We start from the raw sequence: 21,221 nt of genomic DNA on the forward strand, positions 1-21,221 counted from the left end.
ATCAATTACCCATGATTTTGACAGCAAAGCGTGAGCAATTCAGCGTTTAAACATGGGTGTCATCCGTTCATCCGCTCCTAAAGTGGGGGATTGCAGGGTCATGCCATGGCCGGGAACGCCAAAACAGGCAACAGCCTCTCGGAACGGCCCACGGTGGCCTTCGCCCATTTGGGCTGCGAAAAAAATCGCGTGGATACAGAGCACATGCTTGGACTTCTCGCTGAGGCCGGCTATGGGGTGAGCAGCGATGAGAACGACGCCAACCTTGTGGTGGTCAATACCTGCAGCTTCATTCAAGACGCCCGCGAAGAGTCGGTACGAACTCTTGTAGGACTTGCAGAGCAAGGCAAGGAGCTGATCATTGCTGGATGCTTGGCCCAGCATTTTCAAGACGAGCTCCTGGAGTCGATCCCAGAGGCAAAAGCGATCGTTGGCACAGGCGACTATCAGCACATTGTGGAAGTGCTGCAGCAGGTAGAAGCTGGCGAACGGGTGAACCGCGTGAGTGAAACGCCAACGTTTGTGGCAGACGAAAACCTGCCTCGTTACCGCACCACGGGTGAAGCCGTTGCCTACTTGAAAGTTGCTGAAGGCTGCGACTATCGCTGCGCGTTTTGCATCATTCCGCATCTAAGGGGGAATCAGCGCTCACGAACGATCGAATCGATCGTGGCTGAAGCCCATCAGTTGGCAGCACAAGGGGTTCAAGAACTGATCCTGATCAGTCAGATCACCACCAATTACGGCCTTGATCTCTACGGCAAGCCTCGGCTTGCAGATCTTCTGAAGGCCCTAGGCGACGTAGAAATCCCTTGGATCCGCGTGCATTACGCCTATCCCACAGGCCTCACCCCAGACGTACTTGCGGCCTACCGCGATGTTCCCAATGTGCTGCCCTATCTCGATTTACCGCTTCAGCACAGCCATCCTGAAGTCTTGCGAGCGATGAATCGCCCTTGGCAGGCTGATGTGAATGATCGATTGCTCGATCAGATTCGTGAACAACTCCCTGACGCGATCCTGCGCACCACATTGATTGTGGGCTTCCCCGGCGAAACAGAAGCCCAATTCGAACATCTGGCCGGTTTCTTAGAACGTCAACGCTTTGATCATGTTGGGATTTTCACCTTCTCGCCAGAAGACGGCACGGCTGCAGCAACACTTCCTGATGCAGTACCTGACGAGATTGCCATCGCACGCAAGGACAAGTTAATGACCTTGCAACAGCCCATTTCTGCCGCTCGTAATGCGTCCTGGATTGGCAAAACTGTGGATGTCTTAGTGGAGCAACACAATCCCTCCACCGGAGAAATGATCGGTCGTTGCTCCCGTTTCGCTCCAGAAGTGGATGGGGACGTGCTCGTCCAACCTGGGGAGAACGGACTGCAAGTGAATCCGGGAACCATGGTGCCCGTTCAGATCACAGGAGCAGATATCTATGACCTCACCGGCAGAGTTGTTGGCGCTTCGCACATGGTTGCCGCAGCACGCGCTGCTACGTGAACAGAAGCCCTAGCTGGCATCAACGTCAACGCACTATTTTTCTTCTTGCTTCCGGCTTGAGCACAGCGGGATCCTTTGCTGGGCTCACCGCAAAGGGCTGGATCCTGATGAGCGGCACAGACAGCGCCATGTTGCTCGCCCTGCATTTCGCCGCACTCTCCCTACCAACTCTGTTGGTCAGCGGTCCTGCGGGTGTGCGAACGGACCGAATCGGCTGTGAGAAGGTTTTGATTCAGGCGCAGTGGGCCCTACTAGGAGCAGGCCTACTTGGTGCCCTTTCCATTCCTCTCCTTGCAGGCACCGCCCAGGTTGCAATGCTGCTCGCGAGCACACTGCTCATGGGGATTGCCAGTGCCTACGAACTCACGGCCCGCAATAAGTACTGCGCATTGCTTGTGGATGATCCACGCACATTGGCGCCCTACCTCACCAGCTTTTCGGTGGTTTTCAATGTTGGGAAATTAGTCGGTCCTCCCCTGGGGGGATGGCTTGTGGCTTTGACCGGACCAGCCACAGCCCTCAGCCTCGATGCCCTCACCTATCTCTTACCGATTGCCAGCGTGATCTGGTTGTTAAAGCCCAACAGATCTCTCGAACAACTGAGTAGCAACACGCGTGCCGCCACGTTGAAGTCCGCATGGCAAGAGTGCGGTCCAGTGCTGAGGCATGTGCTGAAATTCACCGGCTTGATCTGTGTTGTTGGCTTCTTTCACCCAGGCCTAGCACCACTCATTGCCGCAAACACGCTTGGACCAAGCCCCCAAGATCTTGGACTCTTCACCAGTGTGCTGGCCGCAGGAAGCATCACCGGTGGAATCGTTCTGCAAAGGAACAGCCACAAATTCAGCAGCCGGCCTGGTCTCACGCTGGGTTGTTTCGCCCTAATTACAGCAGTGGCTCAGCTTGGAATGGCAAGCAGCACATGGATTCCCATCGTGCTGCTGATGGTTTGGCTCATTGGTGCCGGAACAGCTGGTCTGCTCAGTAGCGCCAATTTGATCACCCAGGTTGGCTCGAAGCAGGTGATTAGGGGCCGTATGGCCGGGTTAAGTCAAATCGCTTTTTTGGGTGGTGGAGGCTTAAGTGGACTGATCGCAGCTCAGCTCACGATCACCCTTGGCCTCCAAGCAACATTTGCGATTGCAGGGGGAATTGGCCTGATTCTCTCCGTAGGGGAGATCTGGCGACGCGGCGGAATGCCGATGAACGAGGTCAAATCAGCTTGATGCCGCGCAGGAGAGTGCTGAAGACAAAAGCTGCGACCAAACCGGCGCCCACAAGACCCAAATAGATAACGACGCCCATAACAGACACAGGTTGCAGCAACCATTAGATCAGAAACAGTGCCGAGATACGTGCAAACGCGCTTAAGCTTGTACGCATCGAAATCTTCGGATTTATAACCGGTCTGCATTGAGGGTTGGCCGGCTTCCACGAACGCTTAGCTCTCCCGATACCACCATGCGCACTCTTTTCGTCTATCCACAATTTCCCAAGACGTTCTGGAGTTACGAAAAAATTCTGGAACTGGTGAACCGAAAGGTGTTGCTGCCGCCTTTAGGCCTGGTAACGGTTGCAGCCCTGCTGCCCCAGGAATGGGAGATGAAGTTGGTCGATCGCAATGTGCGCGAAGTCGCCGATGCCGAATGGGATTGGGCAGAGCTGGTGGTGATCTCAGGAATGATTGTCCAGAAGGACGACATGCAACAGCAGATCAATGAAGCAAGGCGCCGTGGCATTCCAGTGGCGGTGGGAGGCCCTTACGCCAGTTCCACCCCTGATGCGCCTGAAATTGCTGACGCCGACTTCAAGATCTTGGATGAGGGCGAAATCACCCTGCCTCTATTTATCGAAGCCATCCAAAGGGGTGATAGCAGCGGTCGATTTAGCGCAGAAGGAGAAAAACCCGATGTGACCTCCACCCCAATTCCCCGGTTTGACCTGCTGCAGCTCGATGCCTACGACTCAATGAGCGTGCAGTTCTCTCGAGGATGTCCGTTTAATTGCGAATTTTGCGACATCATCGTTCTCTACGGTCGCAAACCACGAACAAAAACACCTGAGCAATTGATTGCTGAATTGCAATCTCTTTATGACCTGGGCTGGAGACGTTCGATCTTCCTGGTAGATGACAATTTCATTGGCAATAAGCGCAACGCGAAGCTTTTGCTCCCAGAAATCAAATCCTGGCAGGAAGATCGGGGCTACCCATTTAGTTTTGCCACTGAAGCCTCAGTCGATTTAGCAGACGACGACGAAATGATGCGAATGATGCACGAAGCTCGCTTTGAAAGCGTGTTTCTGGGCATCGAAACTCCTGACGAAGCAAGTTTAGAAATTGCGAGAAAAGTTCAAAACACTCGCAACCCCCTTGATGCTGCTGTTGACCGCATTACCGCAAACGGCATTCGGGTCATGGCTGGATTCATCATTGGTTTTGACGGAGAAAAAGATGGTGCTGGTCTACGGATCGTTGATTTCGTGACCCGTACAGGTATCCCCGCAGCAATGATGGGAATGCTTCAAGCTCTTCCTCAAACAGCCCTATGGCATCGCCTTGAGAAAGAAGGTCGTTTGATTCAAGACGAATCAGCAGCCAAAGGAGTGAATCAAACCAATTTGCTTAATTTCAAACCAACCAGGCCCATTCGTGACATCGCCAACGAATATGTTGAAGCATTTTGTGCGCTGTATGAACCCAATGCCTACATGGATCGGGTTTACTCCTATTACTTAAAAATGGGTGCTCCCCGCTGGAAAGGCACCAGCAAATTGCCAACCTGGACTGATGTAAAGGCCCTATCCATCGTGATCTGGCGCCAAGGCCTAAAACGCGATACTCGCGGACGCTTCTGGCGCTATCTCTTTGGGATGGCACGTCAGAATCCAGCCATGCTTGAGCAGTTCATCGTTGTACTCGCGCACAACGAGCATTTCATGGAATACAGAGCGATTGTGCAACAGGAGATCCGTGAGCAGCTGGAATCGTTGCCCCCAGAAGAACCCAGCAATTCTCGCGAACTTCAGCCTGTTTGATGAATTAATCCTGAACGTAAGTGCTTCCGTCTCGTAAGCACTGTTCGGCCTTCTGAAGTTCCCGGCCTAGATACAACGCATGATCTAAACAGCTAATGGGATGGTTCTCCTCCCCTTCGCTTAAAGCAATCCCCACCTCTTTTGCAGTACGCCCTCGCCACACGGCCGACGGTGTTCTCGGTCCACCCTGGCGGCAAGCGATCACTTCACCGGAATCGGGGTCTCGAGCAAGGCCTCGCTCATCAATCGTGTTTCCGTAGTGCTCAACAACTAAGTCATCGGCAGCAACATCCACGCGAATCAAGAAATAGCCCAACGGATCCAAAGCGATAAACCGCTGAGACAGCTCATCATCCAGCTGGGCACGCGCGTCTCGGGCAATGGCGGTATTGATCTGGTTCAATCTGGCGGCGATTCTCTTCTTAACTTACAGAGCAAGTGAAGGTGTCTCTTTTCGAAAAGGGAGCTCAGCATTGATTGCCTCAATCTCCTCGAGCATCATTGGATTGACCGTGCCAAGCCAGCCACGAATCAGTCCATTCATCTGGGGCTCATACCAGCGATGGAGGCTCGTATGAGGTCGAGCAACAAACCCACGCCGTCGTTTATGGCTCCCTCCTGCCCCTGGATCAAAACTCTTCAGCCCTTGCTTCAGCGCCCACTCGATCGGGGCGTAGTAGCAAACCTCAAAATGCAAACAATCAATGTCTTCATTGCTACCCCAGTAACGGCCCCAGAGCGACGCATCATCGTGAACGCAAAGTGACATGGCAACGGGCTCATGGGGGTTGCCACGATGAGCACTAAAGAGAACAATCTGCTCACGCAACGCGTTCGTAGCCAAAGCATCGAAAAATGATGCGTCGAGGTACTTACTACCCCACATTCCCCAACGCGCACAGTGCTGTTCATAGAACCTATGCATGCATTGCATCAACGAAGGGTCGAGATCATCACCAGAAAGTGGCGTGATCTCTAGACCTGCTTCACGGACTGCCTTCCGCTCTCGCTTGATATTGCGGCGCTGATTAGCATTAAATCCTGCTAGATAGTCACTGAAATCAGCCTGACCATCAGATGTCCAAAGACTCTGCTGATTCAACCAAGAGGCGCAACCTGCCGCTTCTGCCAAAGGGCGCCAAAGCGGATCGACATAGAGAAAGTTGCAGCTGAGGATGCCATTTTTATGAGCGAAGGTATCAATTAACTCCAGCATGAGTTGAGTTAATGCCGCAAGATCTTCATCTGCCGCCACATGAAAGCGATAGCCCTGTACCGGGCTTACGGGGCTCATCCCAATCAATTTTGGGTAATAACGAAGACCAAGATCGCCAGCAAGCCGTGCGAACGCTTGGTCAAATACAAATTCCCCGTAGCTATGGCCCTTGAGATACAGAGGCGCAAGCGCACAAAGCTGGTCCTCTCCACGCCACAGGGAAAGGTGCAGTGGCTGCCATCCCTGATCGGGCGCCACGCTCCCAGAATCCTCAAGAGCAGCGAGCCAATTCCAGCGATAGAAGGGACTGACTTCAGGACCAAGCAGTTGCTCCCACTGCTGTTCGGGTATCTCCCGAATCGAGCGATGCCAACGAGCCTTCAGGGATGCCATAACCGGCGAAGACAGCGGCGAAGGTCAAGACCCTAACCAGTGAGCGCCAACAGAGTCACACTGAACGAAGGTCAGTTCTTTCCAAGCTGCTGTGAACCGTTCAACACCACGAAAAAAGCTGGTGGTTTTCACGTTCTTGGCCTTTAGCTTGATGCTCAGCGGAGGTGCAGTCCAAGCAGGGCTACTGCAGCCATTGCTGCAAATGATGCGCCCAAAACTAGAGCGTGAGCTTGCTGATCAATGTGAGGCACTCGCGAAACAAGCTCTCCAGAGCGCAGAACTCGACCTGGAACCACTTAGCAGCATGGGGAAGCAGCCTTGTCAGGCGTTGGCCAAACCTGTCAGTGAATGCCTGATTCGTGAAACCAGTCGTAGTGGCAGAGAGCTTGGTGTGATGAGCGAGCTGTTATCAGGCCGAATTGGAGATGACGTCGAAGTTGTGATCAAACGCTGTCTGGCGTCGCTGCTGGGACTCCAGGCAACTGACCTACAAGATGTCCCCCTCAGCGAGCTCTTTCAGCGACTGCGTCCATAACGCACCACAAGCTCACTGCCGCTCAGTCGATCGGCCGATAACAGCGTCCAAGCGTCGGGCTGCGACAACGCCGTTGGCATGCTGAATCCATCAATCGGAATCCAGCTGAACCGCCCTCCCAGAAGGCATGGGCTCAGGGTGAGCTGCAGCTCATCCACCTGATCGGCTTCCAATAGAGATCCGCAGAGGCCCGCCCCTCCAAGAAGAACAAGGCGATGAAAGCCCAATGCAGCGAGCTCAACCAAGGTGGTCTCCCAAGACGCTTGCAACGGATGAATGACGGAGAAACCCTCCACTGACAACCGATCTGGGGTCAAGAGATGACGTTCAAGCTTTTGTTGAAAAAACGGCCACTCCAGACAAAAATCTGGGCTGCGACTCACCACGAGAGCCGTTGGCTGCAGGGGCCGTCCGTCTTGCTTGCGCTGAGCCAAAAGCTGTTGCTCATGAATCAAACAGGTGCAGCGGTGGGCCCGCAGTGTTCCTGCACCGATCAGGACAGCATCGGACCAAGCCAAAGCCTGCTCAAGCACGTGCCGATCACCAGCACCGCCCAGCTGAGCGGCCCCTCCAGAGGCAGGTGCAAGCCGTCCATCAAGGCTGACGGCAAGAACCAGGCGAACCGACGGTCGCTCCACGTTGAAACAGCCTCAGTTAAGACAGCCTTAGCCGTTAACGGCGGAATGCATTGCTTCGGGCATCGCGTTGAGCGCAGGAGCTTCGGCGTACACCTCAGCAGCGTTATTAGGACTCTCCTGAAGCCGCACCTTGTGAAGCTGAGCGCCAATGGCACGCACAGGAGTGGTCAGTCGATCAACGATGTGAAGAGCAATGTTCTCAGCGGTAGGAACACATTCGGCGAAGTGGGCAACGTCTTTGTTGAGGAACGTGTGATCAAAAGGCTCAACGACCAGATCGCTCACGAGACGCTGAAGGGCTGCTAGATCGCAAACCATCCCAGTGCGGGGATCAATGCTTCCGCGAACAGTGACATCCACTAGGTAGTTGTGGCCATGACCATGGGGTCGGGCACATTTGCCGTAGATCTGCTCATTTTCCTCTTGGCTCAACTCTGGTCTTGCCAAACGGTGCGCAGCGGCGAAGTGAGTGCGGATGGTGAGATAGGCGTCCATGGTTTGTCCGAGGTAGTCGGCCCACAGGCCTGATGATTCATAGAGGCGCAGCGCCACAAGCGGGAGCTGATTGGCCAACCGAGACCAGATGATCCGAACAAGAGCTTCGGTGGTTGGCAGGCAACCCTCCGAACTGGTGACATCGAATTCTGGCCAAGCCTCATTGAGGAAGCGGAAATCGAGTTGTTCAGTGATCCCCGAGCGAATCGCATGCTTCACCTCAGAGAGGTTCAGCACCATGCCGTTGGCGTCTAGGCCACCGGCCATGGACACAATCAATTCGTAGTTGTGTCCATGGCCAGGGGCTATGGCACAGGATCCAAAGCGGGCCGCATTGTCATCAGCACTTAATTCCGGCAACCAATAACGGTGGCTGGAGCTGAAACAGGCTCGGCGGGTGATGACACAGCCACGACCTTGGCCGTGCGGTGCCGTCGTGATGGCATCAGTCATGACATGGTCTGACCAACGATCATCCTAGTGAGTTCACCCACCTGCCGAACCGATGGCTGACGGCGCGACCACGACACCACACCCTTTGAAGGCCCGTTTGGGCGGCCGCAACCTCTACCTGATCGGAATGATGGGAAGCGGCAAAAGCAGCACAGGGCGCCCCCTGGCTCAACGCCTGGGCTATGGCTTCGTCGACGCCGACGGAGTCGTGGAAGCTTTAGCTGGCCGCCCCATTCCCCAAATCTTTGAGACAGACGGTGAGCAAGGGTTCCGAACACTCGAAAGGCAGGTGCTGCAGGCCATTGGCGAGCGCCATTCGCTCGTGGTTGCGACCGGTGGTGGGGTGATCACACAACCAGAAAACTGGGGCGTTCTGCATCAAGGGATCGTGATCTGGCTTGCCCCTGAGCGGGACCAACTTCTGGCGCGTCTGCATCAAGATCCAGGCGCAAGGCCCCTGCTCCAGGAGCGCGATCCTGCTGCGGCACTAGACGCACTTCTTGAAGCTCGCACCCCTCTTTATGCCGAGGCCGATTTACGGATCACGGTGGGCAACGAAACGGTCAACGCTGTGACAGAGCGAATCCTTGAAGCCATCCCTGGCATTCTCCAACCCGATGAGCTCATGTTCCAGGCTCCAAACGCACCGCAAACCACTGAAGATTGAACCCGGGAGCCAATTCGAGATCGCACGCCGTATCTAACAGCCTTTCTGCGGCAGCAGACGAGGAGCCAAAATCACGCAAATCACTCGGTAGCACTGACATGTTTTCCAGCTGTTCGGTCAGCCATGTCAGGGTGTCTTCGGAACTGAGCAGTCGTTCTGGCTTGCCCGGTTCAAGCACCACATAGTGATCACAAGCACGGATGAGGGGATCGGACATAACTCGGCCACTGCTGGCAATGATCATGGCCGTGCTTCTTCTCAGTGGGCCCTCAAAACCAGCCCTAGCGGACAACAGTCAAAACAATCAGCAACTCGAAGCCCGCCTCGAAGCATGGCCCGCCTGGTCGGATCCTGCGCCTCTGCCGCGGCCACGAGCCAAGCAGGACTTGGTATATCCCGTTTGGTTTGAAGGACTTTGGGAGGTGGAAAGTCTTGATCTTTTGGCGGACGGAACGGTGAACGCAAGCGTGCCTCCCTTGCAGCATCTGGCGCAGTTTCAGCGCAATCAGCACGACGATGTGGTGGGAAATCGACCGTTTAATGCCAGGGCCGTTGGACAGGCGCTTTTAGGCGAGCAACTGATCAGCGTGGAGCAAGCCCCTCATCAAGTGAACCGTCAGCTCGCTCGACTGAGCGACGATCGACTGCTGGAAACGACCGTGATCGGGAGGCAACAAACATCGATCAACGCCGCAGCCTTTCTGAGTGATGAACTTGTTCTCCAGGTCATGCATGGGGCAAGGGCACCAAGGCTCAGCAGGATTGAAACCCTGAGTCGGTATCAACCATGCCCAGATGTTCCAACCGCTGAAATCATCAACCGAATCTGTGTGGAGCAATGGCAGCAGACCTATCCAGCTCCCGGGGAAGCCAGCACATCATTTACGCAACGAGCAAGCCGTTACAAGCTCACGCTCACACGGCTGCAGGATCTGGCTGAAACACGCGAGCCTCAAGCTGATCGCGCCATTCAAACAATGGCTGAAGGCGGGGATGATCACTGAGACCAGCAACGCCGCGGCCAGCCAATTGAGACCCTGCTGAGGCGGGGAAGCGCAACAGGGATAGCTGCGCCGCTACTGCCAAATCAGCCAGGCTGAGGGAATCTCCAACCAAGAAGCCGCCTGGAGTCAGGCCATCTGCAATCGCGATCAGGTTGTGGAGCATGGCGGAACGCTCCTCCTGGCCAAACAGCTCATTGACCCCACTCAGCCAACCGGTTGGAACTCCGCTCATCACCTGCCGAATCGGACCCGGTACGTCATCAGGCAAAAGAGCCGCACGCAGATCAGGGTCATCCACCGCTGCCTGAAGCAAAGCAGCGCGGACGGATCCTGCCAGGGTTGTATCGGCCCAATCTTCGATCAAATGAATCTGGGCCGCAGCTCGACGATCCTTCGGGACAAGCGGCGGCTCGGGCTGCAGCTCGTCCAAGTAACCACAGATCGCACTGGAATCTGAAACCACCGTGTCGCCATCGACAAGCACAGGAACTTGCCTTTGCCCCGACAAACGGAACACGGCAAGTTGACCGATTCCAGGTGTGACCTCCACTTCTCGGAAGCTCAAACCCTTGGCATGCAACGCCATTCGCACCTTGAGGCAGAAGGCGGAATGACGGAATTGATGCAGCTCCAGCATGACCGTCTTTGCCCTAAGCCGGCAGAGTAGCTATCAGATTCATATCCCTGCCAGGACCATGCGCGAGTTTTTCGTCAATGTGACGCGTTACCCGCGCTATCTCATTGCCTTCAGTCTTGGAGTCCTTAACTCCGTTGCCGAGCCCCTGGCTCAGCGGCGCAGCAATCCCGTCACTGCAGTTGCTCTGATCGGGGCTTTGATTAGTGGATTTATCACGCTTGGATTAGTGCTGCGTGCCATGGTGACTACTACAGCACCACTGAGCTGACGATGGCCCAGGGACGTCGAGTTGAACGGGTTGCCGCCTTAATCCGCAAGGAAACCAGCGAGCTGCTCATTAATGGAATCCGTGACGAACGGGTCCATCAAGGAATGGTGAGCATCACCGAAGTAGAGGTCAGCGGCGACCTTCAACATTGTCGAATTTTCGTCAGTGTCTTCGGCGAACAAGCGCAAAAAGATGAGGTCATGGAGGGCCTTGAGGCTGCAAGAGGGTTTCTCCGTGGGGAACTAGGCCGTCGATTGCAAATGCGCCGAGCCCCTGAAATCGTTTTCAAACTCGATCTTGGAATTGAGAAAGGCACCACAGTGCTCCATTTGCTTGGGGAGCTCGGACGGGAGCGGGATGTACGAGGAGACGTACCGGAGGGAACAGATCTCCCAGACAATCCATGAAAGCGGGAGAGCTCCGTCAAGCCGTCGCCAGCTTGTTGGTTGTGCGCGCCAGCGGTCATGCCACAGACAGGCAAAGGCGATACCCACGCTGGGAGCTCAGCAATAACGAGCTTGAGCAGCTCTTAGGCGCTGGAGTCGGGGGCGTGATCCTGCTCGGGGGAACAGCCACAGAGTTGCAACAACGCTGCCGCACACTGCAACGCTGGGCTGGGCAACCGATTCTGTTATGCGCTGACGTTGAGGAAGGCGTGGGCCAACGCTTTGAGGGGGCCAGCTGGCTTGTACCTCCAATGGCGCTCGGACGGTTGCATCGGAGAGCTCCGCAACAGGCGGTGCAGCTTGCAGAAAACTACGGACGTTGTTGCGGCAATCAGGCAAAGCGTTGCGGGCTCAATTGGGTGCTAGCGCCTGTTTGCGATGTGAACAGCAACCCCGACAATCCCGTCATCAACGTGCGGGCATGGGGAGAAGATCCACACACTGTGGGGCAGTTAACAGGAGCCTTTCAGCGTGGACTGGCCGCTACAGGTGTTTTGGGCTGCGCCAAGCATTTCCCTGGGCATGGCGACACCGCCACCGACTCCCACCTGGAACTTCCTCTGCTGCAACACAGTCGCGAACGCCTAGAGAGCCTTGAACTTCAACCGTTTCGCACCCTGATTCAAGAGGGAATCAGCAGTGTGATGACCGCCCATCTGCTGATTCCAGCGTTGGATGAACAGTGGCCAGCCACCCTCTCCGCCAACGTGCTCACCACGCTTTTGCGCGTTGATCTTGGCTTCAAGGGACTTGTTGTCACCGATGCCTTGGTGATGGAGGCCATAGCGGCTCGCTACGGAGCAGGCGAAGCCGCAGTGCTCGCATTCGCCGCAGGTGCTGACCTCATCTTGATGCCGGCCGATGCCGTAGCGGCCATCGATGCCCTCTGTGATGCACTCCGTTCTGGTCGTGTGCCGATGGCCCGATTACACGACTCTCTGGAACGCCGCCAGGCTGCTGTGCAGTCGATCCCGCCGGCGCTCGATTCGGACAACAACGACCACAGGATCGAAACAGCAGAAGAAAGAGCCCTCACGTTGGAGCTCGTAACGCAGTCGCTGGAGATCTCCAACTCTCCAACCGCCAAGGCCTCAACTCAGCCCAACGGGTCAACCGAGGCCAACCGGATCGATGGCATCAACCTGATCCGGGTGGATGGTGTTCTTCCCTGCCCGGTGCTTCCTGCTGACGCCCCTGCAATCCTTCTCCCCAAGAGGCTTGGATTCCACTCCGTGCTGAGTCATCCCCTCGGGATTTCTCCGTGGGCAGACCCTGCAGACCCCCTGGCACCTCTGGCGCTCGATCGCCTCGGGCATGGGCCTCTGCTCCTGCAATTGTTTGTGCGCGGCAATCCATTTCAAGCAAACCGCAGCATTCGGGAACCCTGGACTGACGCCATCCAACAACTGATTGACTTGAACCGACTGTTTGGATTGGTGGTCTATGGAAGTCCCTATGTCTGGGAGGCCCTGAGCGCACTCCTGCCGAGCTCTATTCCAGCGGCTTACAGCCCGGGCCAAATGCCTGACGCACAGCAACAGCTGCTTCAACGTCTGTTGAATCCCGATCCTTCTCCAGCTCTATCCAGGTTGGGCATCAATGAATTCACCGACTGAACGGGCCTAGCCTCTGCCCCAGACCTGCCCAAGACAAGACCATGCTCAGCCTCTCAATGATCGTGCGAAACGAGCAGGAGCGGCTGGGGGCCTGCCTGGACTCCGTAAAGGCCTTTACCGACGAAATGGTCATCGTTGATACGGGCTCTACCGACAACACGATTGCGATTGCAAAAGCAGCTGGTGCGCGGGTCGAGCAGATGCCTTGGCCAGGGGATTTCGCTCCCGCACGCAATGTTGCCCTGGGCTTTGTAACCGGCGACTGGGTGCTCGTGCTTGATGCGGATGAGTGCCTAAGAGCTGAAGCGGTCCCTGCTCTTAAGGCGCTCATGGCCCAGCCGGATGTGCTGGTCATCAATCTGCTGCGCCATGAGCAGGGTGCTGCGATGGCGCCTTACTCCAGTGTGAGTCGCCTATTTCGCCGGCATCCACGCATCCGCTGGAGCCGCCCCTATCACTCGATGGTGGATGACAGCGTGCGCGAACTGCTCCAGGACGAACCCCACTGGCGAATCGCCGACTGCCCAGAACCAGCCCTAGTTCACGACGGTTACAGGCCCGAACAACTGCAAGGAACGGATAAAGCAGATCGTCTCCGCCGGTCCATGCAGGAATGGCTGGAGCAGGAACCTGGACATCCCTACGCCTGCGCCAAGCTCGGGGCCCTCGAGGTGGCGGATGGAGATCGGCTGCACGGCATCGCCCTTCTACGCGAAGGACTTGCCAACCTTGGCGAGGGTGATGAGAACGCTGCAGAGCGCTATGAACTGTTGCTCCATCTGGGCATCGCCTTGAGCACAGAGGACACCGACCAGGCCATCGGGTTCTACAAACAAGCCTTGTCGCAGGCTTTGGACGTCCGTCTCGGCCTTGGCGCCAGGCTGAATTTGGCCGCCCTGCTGCTCCAGACCAACAAGATCGATGAGGCGATCCAACTGACCAAAACAGCGTGCCAGCGTGCTCCTGAAGTGGCCCTTGCTTGGTACAACCTGGGGCTGATGCAACGCCGCAAGGGTGAGATCAAGGATGCCTTGCAGTCCTATGAACGAGCGATCAGCCTGGAACCCAACCATGCCGAATGCCATCAGAACCTTGCCGTTGCGCGGCTCGTCGGTGGAGACATCGACGGAGCGAGAACGTCATTCCGTGAGGCAATTGCCCTACTCAACAGCCAGGGGAAAGGCGACCAGGCCAAAGCCTTGCACGATCAGGTGAGCGGACTGGTGAAACTCAATGAGGTGAATGCATGATTGCTGGAGGCAGTCCAGGTCTGAAAGGGCGCACCATCGTCGTTACAAGGGCTCGGGAACAACTGGGAGAAGCCAGAAAGCTTTTGGAACAACAAGGTGCCAGGGTTCTCGACCTACCGGCTTTAGAAATCGGCCCTCCTGATGAATGGGGGCCTCTAGATGATGCCCTGGCTGAATTGGATGAATTCCACTGGGTGGTCTTCTCCAGTGCCAATGGGGTGCAGGCCGTTGATGAACGCCTGCGGCTACAAGGCAGCAGCCTCGGACGTAGGCCTGCTGGGCTGCGTATTGCTGCTGTGGGACGCAAAACAGCACGCCTGCTGGATCACCTGGGAGCTCCCGCTGATTTCGTCCCACCTGACTTCGTGGCCGACAGCCTGATCGAACACTTCCCTGTTTCAGGTTGGGGGCTCAGGCTCCTGTTGCCGCGGGTGCAAAGCGGAGGCCGCTCGCTGCTCGCTGAAGCCTTTGGAGAAGCGGGTGCGAGGGTCGTGGAAGTAGCTGCCTACGAATCCCGCTGTCCAGCGGACATGCCAGAAACCACGGCCACCGCGTTGGCTTCTGGGGAGGTGGATGCGATCACGTTCAGCAGTGGAAAAACAGTTCTCCATACGGCTGCACTGCTGGAGCAAACACTGGGAGCTGAGACAGCAGCCCATGCGATGAGCTCCATCGCACTTGTATCGATTGGGCCCCAAACCAGTCAGCGTTGTCTGGACCAATTCGGACGGGTCGACCAAGAAGCCAACCCTCACGATCTCGATGGTTTAACCCAGGCCTGCCTTCAGGTGATGCAAACCCGCTGAGACTGCCCGGACTGAATCACGGTTAGGCAGCCTGTGCGGATATTGATGGCTTGCACCTCAAGGTCCGTGGGGAAAAGCTGCTGAGCCTCGCCAGGGCAACGGCCTCCTGCCCCCAAACACACCACTCCCGATCCATCCGCAGTACTGATCAAGGCACGCAACTGATCAGCCACAGAGAGCACTCCAAGGACCTTCCAATCCCGTTCTCCCGAGGCACCGAGCTCGGGCCCAGACGTACGTTTCGGGAAAGGGGCAAAGGGATCGATGCGCCCCTCTGGAACAGCGACCAAAACCTCATCAACACTGGGCAAAACGGTTAAAGAGGTTGCCGGTGGCAGCGACACAACCTTGGACTCAGGCAATGCCAAAGGGTTTGCATTAACGCGATTGGTTTGAGTTCCATCCGTTGAATCAGCAGAACATCCACCGATCAAGGCACCAAGCAACAGCGTTGAAAGAGCAAGGCTCGAAGCTTGCCTCAACTCAAGGCTCCGACCGTGGCGTGTAACCGCTTTCCACCAAATCCCTAAAACGATCAAGGTTGGCCTGGAGCTCCTTGGTAACAATCCCCCCCAGGATGCTCGGTTCCATCAACGGTGCCAAGATTCCGGGCAGTTCGTAGCCCACGCTCAACTTCACCGCTGTGAGTTCAGGCTGCTCTTGATAAAAACGGACACCACCTTTGGTGGGAAGTCCCCCCACCGATTCCCACAGCAGTTGCTGCTGGTCAATGCGGCTGGTAATGCGCGCTTTCCAGTGGAAACGAAAACCTTGGGCTGCCAGGGTCCAATCGGTTAAGTCAGGGTCCTCTTGAGTTTTGACAGATTCGATCCAGCGCATCCAGCGAGGCATCGCTTCCAGATCACTCCAAACGGTCCAAACCTGCTCCACAGGGGCTTGAATTTCGGTGGTTACGGTGTGGTCAAGCCAGCGTCCCATCGGTTCAGGCCACCGCGGTGTTGGTGGCCAGCTTTGCTTGCGTTCCAAGAATGGCTGCAGCAGCAAGGTGGCCACTCATCGTTGCTCCCTCCATCGAATCGATGTAGTCCTGTCGGGTGTAACTACCGGCAAGGAAAAAATTGCTAACCGGAGTGCGTTGATCAGGGCGATAGGGCTCCATTCCAGGTGCTTCTCGGTACAGAGACTGGGCCAACTTCACAACGTTGCTCCAAGTGAGGTTCAAGTGCTGGGCTGATGGGAAAAGGTTGCGCACCTGAGCATCGGTGTGAGCAACGATGTCGCTCACTGATTTTGGAATCCAGGGATCACCAGGCGTCAAGACGCACTGCAACAGGGATCCCTCCCCTGGCTTTCGATAGTCCTCAGGACTCGCCAATGCCAAATCAGCGAAACAGCTGAAGTCTGCGTCAGCGGTATAGAGCAAGTTATTTAAACCAATCGGATTGGACAAATCCGTTCGACGGGTGTCGGCGACATCTCCTTCCGCCAGTTCCGTCACCCAACCGTCGTAGCGCAACTGCACCGTGGCCACAGGAACAGCTTCTAAGCGATGAATGGCATCAAATTGCTCATGTTTACGCCATGCATCAGGGAGAAGGCGCTGGATCCCAGGAACATCACAGGCTGCCAGGTACACATCAGCCTGAACATTGCACTCACCCTCGGGAGTACTCAAGGTTAAGGACGTCACCTTTGGGATCTCACCTTCCTCGTAATGCACCTCCTTCACACGGTGACGAAGATGCAATGTGGCACCGCGTTCCTGGATGTACTCCAAAATTGGTCCAGTAAGCCATCGATGTGGTGAACCCTTCAGCAAATTGAGCTTTGAAGCCTCTGTTTTGGACGCAAACATCATGAAAATGGTCAACATGCATCGCGCTGAAATGGCTTCACAATCGATAAATCCCAAGGCATAAGCAATCGGATTCCACATTCTGCGAATGCTCTCCAAACTGCCGCCATGGCTAACAAACCAGGTCTGAAAACTCACTGAATCCAAGGCGCGAATCGTGCGCATCGCCCCTTCGTAATCAACGAGACCTCGAACGATTGGACTCGTGCCCAATGCCAATGCATTGCGCAGCTTGTCGACCCAGGTCAGCTGCGGAGTTGTGAAAAAAGCCTTGAGGCCATTGAACGGAGCACCGATCGGGAAACGAAAATCCAGTTCGCGCAGATCACCTCCACTATTCACAAACAAATGCGTGTGATCTTTTGGCAGGAGATTATCAATCGCACCCACCTTGCGCATCAGCGCAAACAGATTTGCGTAATTGAAAAAGAATACGTGCAATCCCATTTCGATGTGATTGTCGTTTTCGTCAACCCAGCTCCCGACCTTGCCCCCCATGAATGGACGCGCTTCATACAGATCGACTTTGTGACCTGCATCCACGAGGTCGACGGCAGCGGCTAGGCCGGCCAGTCCTGAGCCCACAATCGCGACCTGCACCAGCGCTTCTACCAAGAATTCAATGACTCTATGAATCCGAACGCCTTAACTGCTTTGAGCAAGAGACGCGTGGGTTCAATACAGTGACGTCAGGCCAGCTGGACTCTTGACTCATGACCACCTCCACCCCCAGTACAGCGACCCACACAGCAAAGGGTGGAAAAGGCATTCAGATCACAGATCCAGCGATGCTGCAACTCTCAAAGCTCTGCAGGGAGCAAGGTGACGAGCAAATCCTCCGTGTTGGTGTGCGCTCCGGGGGTTGCAGCGGAATGAGCTACACCATGGATTTTGTGCCCGCCTCTGAGATCGAGGAAGGCGATGAGGTGTACGACTATGCAGCCCCCTCTGGTGCTGCATTTCGGGTGGTCTGTGATCCCAAAAGCCTCCTTTACATCTATGGCATGCAGCTGGATTTCAGCACTGCCTTGATCGGGGGTGGGTTCAACTTCACCAACCCAAATGCCACCCAAACCTGCGGATGCGGGAGTTCCTTTGCGGTCTGAACAACACCGCATGGGAATCTGTTGACAATTTCTAGAGAATCAGAATCAGCGATGGAGTCCCAGGAATCTCAGGAATCCAGCCTGTTCGAGCAGGCCATGGCCCGCTATCAAGCTGGAGAGCCGGCGGCCAATTTGATCGACGATTTTGTCGCGATCACCGAAGCCGCACCCCGTCAATCGTCGGGCTGGACTTGCTTGGCATGGCTTCTCTTGCTCTGTGACAAGCCAGACGATGCGCTGCGTTCTGCTCGGTTGGCGGTCAAACTCAATAGCCAGGATCCTCAGGCACGGATCAACCTGACCCTGGCCATGCTTGAAACCAAAGCGAAGGGAGTTCGTGACCAAATTGCTGTGGTGCAACAGGTTTTAGCTGTTGCGCCCGAGATGGGAGATGAACTGAGAGAGTCCATCAACGATGGCTTTAAACGTCGGCCGGACTGGCCCGCCCTTCTCAAAGTGAAGAGTTGGTTGGAGCTCTGAGGTGGCTCGGCTGCTGCTTCTAAGCAATGGTCATGGCGAAGACCTCTCTGGGGCTCTGCTTGGACAAGTTTTAAAAGCGCAAGGGCACGACGTGGAAGCACTTCCCTTGGTGGGTCGCGGCAATCCCTACAGCGATGCAACCATCCCGCTCGTTGGTCGCACGCGCGAATTCAGCACTGGTGGGCTTGGCTACACAACCTTGCGCGGGCGTCTCACGGAGCTTGTCCAAGGCCAAGTGATCTATCTCCTAAGGCGCCTGCTACGGCTGATTCGTATCGCCGGCCGTTATGACCTAGTGGTGGTGATCGGGGATGTGATCCCCGTGATGGCGGCATGGCTCTGCCAGCGGCCAGTCGCAACGTATCTCGTGGCCTACTCCAGTCATTACGAGGGTCGACTGCGACTTCCATGGCCCTGCGGAAGCTGCCTCAGGTCGCAGAGATTTCAAGCGGTGTTCAGCCGAGATGCCCTTACAGCTCAAGATCTCAGCGAACAGCTGAAGCGAGAGGTGGTGTTCGTTGGCAATCCTTTTATGGATTCTGTCTTGAGCCCCAGCAATCGCCTGCCCTACGCCAAAAGACGCCTTGGACTCTTGCCAGGCAGCCGTAGACCAGAACTTGAACACAATCTGCTGCTGCTTCTGGGCGTGATCGACCAGATCCCGATCTCGCAGCCCAGCCCTGGAGACCTTGAAATCGACCTGGCACTCGTTGGAGCACTGGGAGATGACCACTTGAACACACTTGCCCAATCCCATGGCTGGTCTCTTGTGCTGGGGCATGGCAACGCCCCAGCACGGTTAGAGAAGGGCGGTCGGCAGATTCAGGTGCGACGGAAGGGGTTCACCTCCGTACTTCTCAGCTCAGACCTCTTGCTGTGTATGGCCGGCACAGCTGCAGAACAGGCCGTAGGTATGGCCAAGCCAGTGCTGCAACTCCCTGGCCAAGGCCCTCAATTCACCGCTGGTTTCGCGGAAGCCCAGCGCCGGTTGCTTGGTCCAACCGTTTTTTGCGCTGCCTCCCCTTGTGAAGGGAAAGAGCTTCTAAAAGCAACAGCCAACCTGGCAATCGAGCTACTAGAGCGAAGCGTGAATGATCCAGCCCTTCGTCGTGATTGCAGAGAGCAAGCGATGCAACGGCTAGGTCCCCAAGGCGGAGGCAGCAAAATGGCTGGATTGATCAGTGGGCTACTGCAAAAGAGCTAGATGACGTCAAAGAACATTGAACCCCCATGGAAACGCTGGCTGGATCGGCTGCTTGTGACTGATGTGTTTTTGGTGTTGGGGGGTGCTGTTTGGTTTGCCGTGGCGGTCATCGCGGATGGACAAGGCTTCACAGCGCCCATGCAGCAATTTCAGCGGCTCTGGGACCCACTGTTCACTCCAGCGATTGGGCTACTCATGGCGGCCGCACTGATCAACGGCCTGTGGAGCTGGTGGCAGCGTCGAATGCTGCAGGCAGCTCAGAAAAACGACAGCTGAAATCCAACGCTGCCTGACGCGCTGACTGGACCCGCTGTCCTTCCAGCACCACCCGCGCTCCATCTCCAAGCAGCAATTTCAAAAGCGGTCCGGGGACCGGCAGCAGGCTTGGACGCCCCAAACAACGACCGAGACCTGCTGAGAACGTGGCCATCGTGACCGGCGTGGGCGCCACGGCATTCACTGCACCCGACCAAGCGTCGTTCTCCAAAGCGGCCAAGATCATCCGACACAGATCGCTGCGCTCAATCCAACTCATCCACTGACGTCCTGATCCAATCGGTCCACCGAAACCGATCCGAAAGATCGGCAGCATTTTGCCTAGCGCACCACCGTCGGCCGCCAGCACGATCCCAATGCGCAACACCACCAATCGAGTGGCATCAGGCTTTTCCGCCGCTACCGCTTCCCAGCGTTGACAGAGGCCAGCAAGCACATCGTTGCCACAAGGGCTGGATTCTTCAAAGCACTGGTCTGCACTGGTGCCGTAATACCCAACAGCGGAGGCGTTAATCAACACGCCCGGAGGCTGTGCCAAAGCCGCCATCGCCTTCACTAGCTGACGTGTGGTCTGTAGGCGACTGTCTTCCAACAATTGAAGATGCGTTGAGGTCCAACGCTTCTCTGCAATCGGCTCGCCTGCCAAGTTCACAACTCCTTCTGTTTGCGCCAATGCCTGCTGCAGAGGGCTAGACGGCGCCCAACTGCTCGAATCAGCTGGATTGCACTGCACCCACGCCAGACCTGCAAGGCAACTGGTAGGAAGTCCGGCCGGAGCTGATCTGCGACTCACAATGGTGAGATCGTGCCCAGCGGTTTGAAGCATGGGAACCAGGGCACGACCGACCAATCCGGTGCATCCGATCAGCAAAAGGCGCATGGAGTTTCCATCCTGTCAGCGTCGAAAGGCTAGGCAGCAGCGCCCGGATCATGCTGAGGGAAAGGCATGAGGGTGGGAGAAACATCAGCCTTGTTGATAGGGAGGTTTTAGCCTGGGATGGATTGATCGTCTCTTTATGGCTGAACCATCCGCTGAGCCCACCCCGATCGCTAAACCAGCGGCGACGCTCAAAAAGGGGGCGCTGGTTCGCGTCAACCGCTCTGCCTATACGGGGAGCGTGGAAGCGTCAGCTAGTGATCCAAGACCACCCGAATACATTTTCGAAGGCCCGGGAGAACTTCTGTTAGTGAAAGGGGACTACGGCCAAGTGCGCTGGAGGCGTCCCGTTCCAGACGTCTGGCTGAAACTTGCTCAATTAGAGGTGTTCTCCTGACTGTTTAAGGACTCATCCACCTCACGCACGGCCGGCGGTAATGACTGCACGGCCTCCGGCAACCTTCAGAGAGCCCCTCCCAAAACGGCAGAGATCGCATCC

General features: G+C 56.1%; 27 protein-coding genes. 16 read left to right on the forward strand and 11 right to left on the reverse strand.

From position 1 onward, the window contains the following. The first annotated feature begins 105 nt into the window (after positions 1-105). Together rimO and SynMVIR181_RS11570 are read left to right on the forward strand one after the other, a co-directional pair. Positions 106-1,503 carry a 30S ribosomal protein S12 methylthiotransferase RimO gene (gene rimO, locus SynMVIR181_RS11565; protein ID WP_186589327.1) on the forward strand — a complete coding sequence of 466 codons (1,398 nt, stop codon included), beginning with the start codon at positions 106-108 and terminating at the stop codon, positions 1,501-1,503. After that, positions 1,500-2,729: an MFS transporter gene (locus tag SynMVIR181_RS11570; RefSeq protein ID WP_186589328.1), complete on the forward strand. Its 1,230-nt coding sequence runs from the start codon at positions 1,500-1,502 to the stop codon at positions 2,727-2,729. The genes rimO and SynMVIR181_RS11570 overlap by 4 nt, the downstream gene beginning before the upstream one ends. On the opposite strand, the gene SynMVIR181_RS11575 is transcribed toward SynMVIR181_RS11570, so the two are convergent. Next, positions 2,716-2,829 carry a cytochrome B6 gene (locus tag SynMVIR181_RS11575; RefSeq protein WP_255444293.1) on the reverse strand — a complete coding sequence of 38 codons (114 nt, stop codon included), beginning with the start codon at positions 2,827-2,829 and terminating at the stop codon, positions 2,716-2,718. The genes SynMVIR181_RS11570 and SynMVIR181_RS11575 overlap by 14 nt on opposite strands. Positions 2,830-2,964: 135 nt before the next feature. Between SynMVIR181_RS11575 and SynMVIR181_RS11580 the strand changes: the two genes are divergently transcribed. Beyond that, positions 2,965-4,539 carry a B12-binding domain-containing radical SAM protein gene (locus tag SynMVIR181_RS11580; RefSeq protein WP_186589329.1) on the forward strand — a complete coding sequence of 525 codons (1,575 nt, stop codon included), beginning with the start codon at positions 2,965-2,967 and terminating at the stop codon, positions 4,537-4,539. Between the two features lie 4 nt (positions 4,540-4,543). On the opposite strand, the gene SynMVIR181_RS11585 is transcribed toward SynMVIR181_RS11580, so the two are convergent. Together SynMVIR181_RS11585 and SynMVIR181_RS11590 are read right to left on the reverse strand one after the other, a co-directional pair. Further along, positions 4,544-4,942 (reverse strand): DUF4346 domain-containing protein, encoded by a 399-nt coding sequence (locus tag SynMVIR181_RS11585; protein ID WP_186589330.1) that lies wholly within the window; start codon positions 4,940-4,942, stop codon positions 4,544-4,546. Positions 4,943-4,966: 24 nt separating this feature from the next. Continuing rightward, the gene (locus SynMVIR181_RS11590) at positions 4,967-6,148 is read right to left on the reverse strand and encodes a GNAT family N-acetyltransferase (protein ID WP_186589331.1); all 1,182 of its coding nucleotides are present in this window, start codon (positions 6,146-6,148) and stop codon (positions 4,967-4,969) included. Positions 6,149-6,269: 121 nt separating this feature from the next. On the opposite strand from SynMVIR181_RS11590, the gene SynMVIR181_RS11595 reads away from it, so the two are divergent. Further along, positions 6,270-6,683 carry a hypothetical protein gene (locus SynMVIR181_RS11595; RefSeq protein ID WP_186589332.1) on the forward strand — a complete coding sequence of 138 codons (414 nt, stop codon included), beginning with the start codon at positions 6,270-6,272 and terminating at the stop codon, positions 6,681-6,683. Here SynMVIR181_RS11595 and SynMVIR181_RS11600 read toward each other — a convergent pair. Next, positions 6,665-7,321, reverse strand: coding sequence for a dihydrofolate reductase family protein (locus tag SynMVIR181_RS11600; protein ID WP_186589333.1), 657 nt, complete (start codon positions 7,319-7,321; stop codon positions 6,665-6,667). The genes SynMVIR181_RS11595 and SynMVIR181_RS11600 overlap by 19 nt on opposite strands. 27 nt (positions 7,322-7,348) lie before the next feature. Beyond that, a complete protein-coding gene (locus tag SynMVIR181_RS11605) occupies positions 7,349-8,269 on the reverse strand; it encodes a 6-carboxytetrahydropterin synthase (protein ID WP_186589334.1) in 921 nt (306 codons plus the stop codon). Positions 8,270-8,321: 52 nt separating this feature from the next. On the opposite strand from SynMVIR181_RS11605, the gene SynMVIR181_RS11610 reads away from it, so the two are divergent. Next, positions 8,322-8,936, forward strand: coding sequence for a shikimate kinase (locus SynMVIR181_RS11610; RefSeq protein ID WP_186589335.1), 615 nt, complete (start codon positions 8,322-8,324; stop codon positions 8,934-8,936). Here the strand turns inward: SynMVIR181_RS11610 and SynMVIR181_RS11615 are convergent. After that, entirely contained in the window at positions 8,893-9,153 is a 261-nt protein-coding gene (locus SynMVIR181_RS11615) for a chlororespiratory reduction protein 7 (protein WP_186523958.1), read from the reverse strand. The genes SynMVIR181_RS11610 and SynMVIR181_RS11615 overlap by 44 nt on opposite strands. A gap of 25 nt (positions 9,154-9,178) precedes the next feature. Between SynMVIR181_RS11615 and SynMVIR181_RS11620 the strand changes: the two genes are divergently transcribed. Further along, on the forward strand, positions 9,179-9,940 hold the full coding sequence (locus SynMVIR181_RS11620) for a DUF6816 family protein (protein WP_186589336.1): 762 nt from the start codon (positions 9,179-9,181) through the stop codon (positions 9,938-9,940). Here SynMVIR181_RS11620 and SynMVIR181_RS11625 read toward each other — a convergent pair. Then, entirely contained in the window at positions 9,852-10,577 is a 726-nt protein-coding gene (locus tag SynMVIR181_RS11625; protein WP_186589337.1) for a glutathione S-transferase family protein, read from the reverse strand. The two genes, SynMVIR181_RS11620 and SynMVIR181_RS11625, sit on opposite strands and share 89 nt — an antisense overlap. Positions 10,578-10,635: 58 nt before the next feature. Between SynMVIR181_RS11625 and SynMVIR181_RS11630 the strand changes: the two genes are divergently transcribed. The 5 genes from SynMVIR181_RS11630 to SynMVIR181_RS11650 are packed head-to-tail and all read left to right on the forward strand — an operon-like array spanning position 10,636 to position 14,963. Beyond that, complete coding sequence (locus tag SynMVIR181_RS11630; protein WP_186590656.1) at positions 10,636-10,845, forward strand: DUF751 family protein; 210 nt, start codon at positions 10,636-10,638, stop codon at positions 10,843-10,845. Between the two features lie 2 nt (positions 10,846-10,847). Next, positions 10,848-11,252: a 30S ribosome-binding factor RbfA gene (gene rbfA / locus SynMVIR181_RS11635; protein ID WP_186589338.1), complete on the forward strand. Its 405-nt coding sequence runs from the start codon at positions 10,848-10,850 to the stop codon at positions 11,250-11,252. Continuing rightward, a complete protein-coding gene (locus SynMVIR181_RS11640; protein ID WP_186589339.1) occupies positions 11,249-12,907 on the forward strand; it encodes a glycoside hydrolase family 3 N-terminal domain-containing protein in 1,659 nt (552 codons plus the stop codon). The genes rbfA and SynMVIR181_RS11640 overlap by 4 nt, the downstream gene beginning before the upstream one ends. Positions 12,908-12,948: 41 nt before the next feature. Continuing rightward, positions 12,949-14,157, forward strand: a complete 1,209-nt coding sequence (locus tag SynMVIR181_RS11645; RefSeq protein ID WP_186589340.1) for a glycosyltransferase — start codon at positions 12,949-12,951, stop codon at positions 14,155-14,157. After that, on the forward strand, positions 14,154-14,963 hold the full coding sequence (locus SynMVIR181_RS11650) for a uroporphyrinogen-III synthase (RefSeq protein ID WP_186589341.1): 810 nt from the start codon (positions 14,154-14,156) through the stop codon (positions 14,961-14,963). Before SynMVIR181_RS11645 ends, SynMVIR181_RS11650 begins: the two co-directional genes overlap by 4 nt. Here the strand turns inward: SynMVIR181_RS11650 and SynMVIR181_RS11655 are convergent. The 3 genes from SynMVIR181_RS11655 to zds are packed head-to-tail and all read right to left on the reverse strand — an operon-like array spanning position 14,942 to position 17,379. Beyond that, on the reverse strand, positions 14,942-15,445 hold the full coding sequence (locus tag SynMVIR181_RS11655) for a hypothetical protein (RefSeq protein ID WP_255444297.1): 504 nt from the start codon (positions 15,443-15,445) through the stop codon (positions 14,942-14,944). The two genes, SynMVIR181_RS11650 and SynMVIR181_RS11655, sit on opposite strands and share 22 nt — an antisense overlap. A 1-nt stretch (position 15,446) precedes the next feature. Beyond that, a complete protein-coding gene (locus tag SynMVIR181_RS11660; protein WP_186589342.1) occupies positions 15,447-15,902 on the reverse strand; it encodes an SRPBCC family protein in 456 nt (151 codons plus the stop codon). Positions 15,903-15,906: 4 nt separating this feature from the next. Next, complete coding sequence (gene zds / locus SynMVIR181_RS11665; RefSeq protein ID WP_186590658.1) at positions 15,907-17,379, reverse strand: 9,9'-di-cis-zeta-carotene desaturase; 1,473 nt, start codon at positions 17,377-17,379, stop codon at positions 15,907-15,909. Between the two features lie 113 nt (positions 17,380-17,492). Here zds and SynMVIR181_RS11670 point away from each other — a divergent pair, with 113 nt between their 5' ends. Genes SynMVIR181_RS11670 through SynMVIR181_RS11685 form a run of 4 tightly spaced genes read left to right on the forward strand, consistent with a single transcriptional unit; the run spans position 17,493 to position 19,845 of the window. Next, complete coding sequence (locus SynMVIR181_RS11670) at positions 17,493-17,885, forward strand: iron-sulfur cluster assembly accessory protein (protein WP_115070966.1); 393 nt, start codon at positions 17,493-17,495, stop codon at positions 17,883-17,885. Positions 17,886-17,936: 51 nt separating this feature from the next. After that, a complete protein-coding gene (locus tag SynMVIR181_RS11675; protein ID WP_186523968.1) occupies positions 17,937-18,365 on the forward strand; it encodes a M48 family metallopeptidase in 429 nt (142 codons plus the stop codon). Between the two features lies 1 nt (position 18,366). Then, positions 18,367-19,569, forward strand: a complete 1,203-nt coding sequence (locus tag SynMVIR181_RS11680) for a lipid-A-disaccharide synthase-related protein (RefSeq protein ID WP_186589343.1) — start codon at positions 18,367-18,369, stop codon at positions 19,567-19,569. Beyond that, positions 19,570-19,845, forward strand: a complete 276-nt coding sequence (locus SynMVIR181_RS11685) for a hypothetical protein (RefSeq protein WP_186589344.1) — start codon at positions 19,570-19,572, stop codon at positions 19,843-19,845. It begins immediately after the preceding gene. Here SynMVIR181_RS11685 and SynMVIR181_RS11690 read toward each other — a convergent pair. Next, positions 19,781-20,725, reverse strand: coding sequence for a TIGR01777 family oxidoreductase (locus SynMVIR181_RS11690; protein ID WP_186589345.1), 945 nt, complete (start codon positions 20,723-20,725; stop codon positions 19,781-19,783). The genes SynMVIR181_RS11685 and SynMVIR181_RS11690 overlap by 65 nt on opposite strands. A 136-nt stretch (positions 20,726-20,861) precedes the next feature. Between SynMVIR181_RS11690 and ndhO the strand changes: the two genes are divergently transcribed. Then, entirely contained in the window at positions 20,862-21,119 is a 258-nt protein-coding gene (ndhO, locus tag SynMVIR181_RS11695) for an NAD(P)H-quinone oxidoreductase subunit O (protein WP_186589346.1), read from the forward strand. The last annotated feature ends 102 nt before the right edge of the window (positions 21,120-21,221 follow it).

Origin of the sequence: Synechococcus sp. MVIR-18-1, from assembly GCF_014279835.1 — a bacterium.
GTDB lineage: Bacteria > Cyanobacteriota > Cyanobacteriia > PCC-6307 > Cyanobiaceae > Synechococcus_C.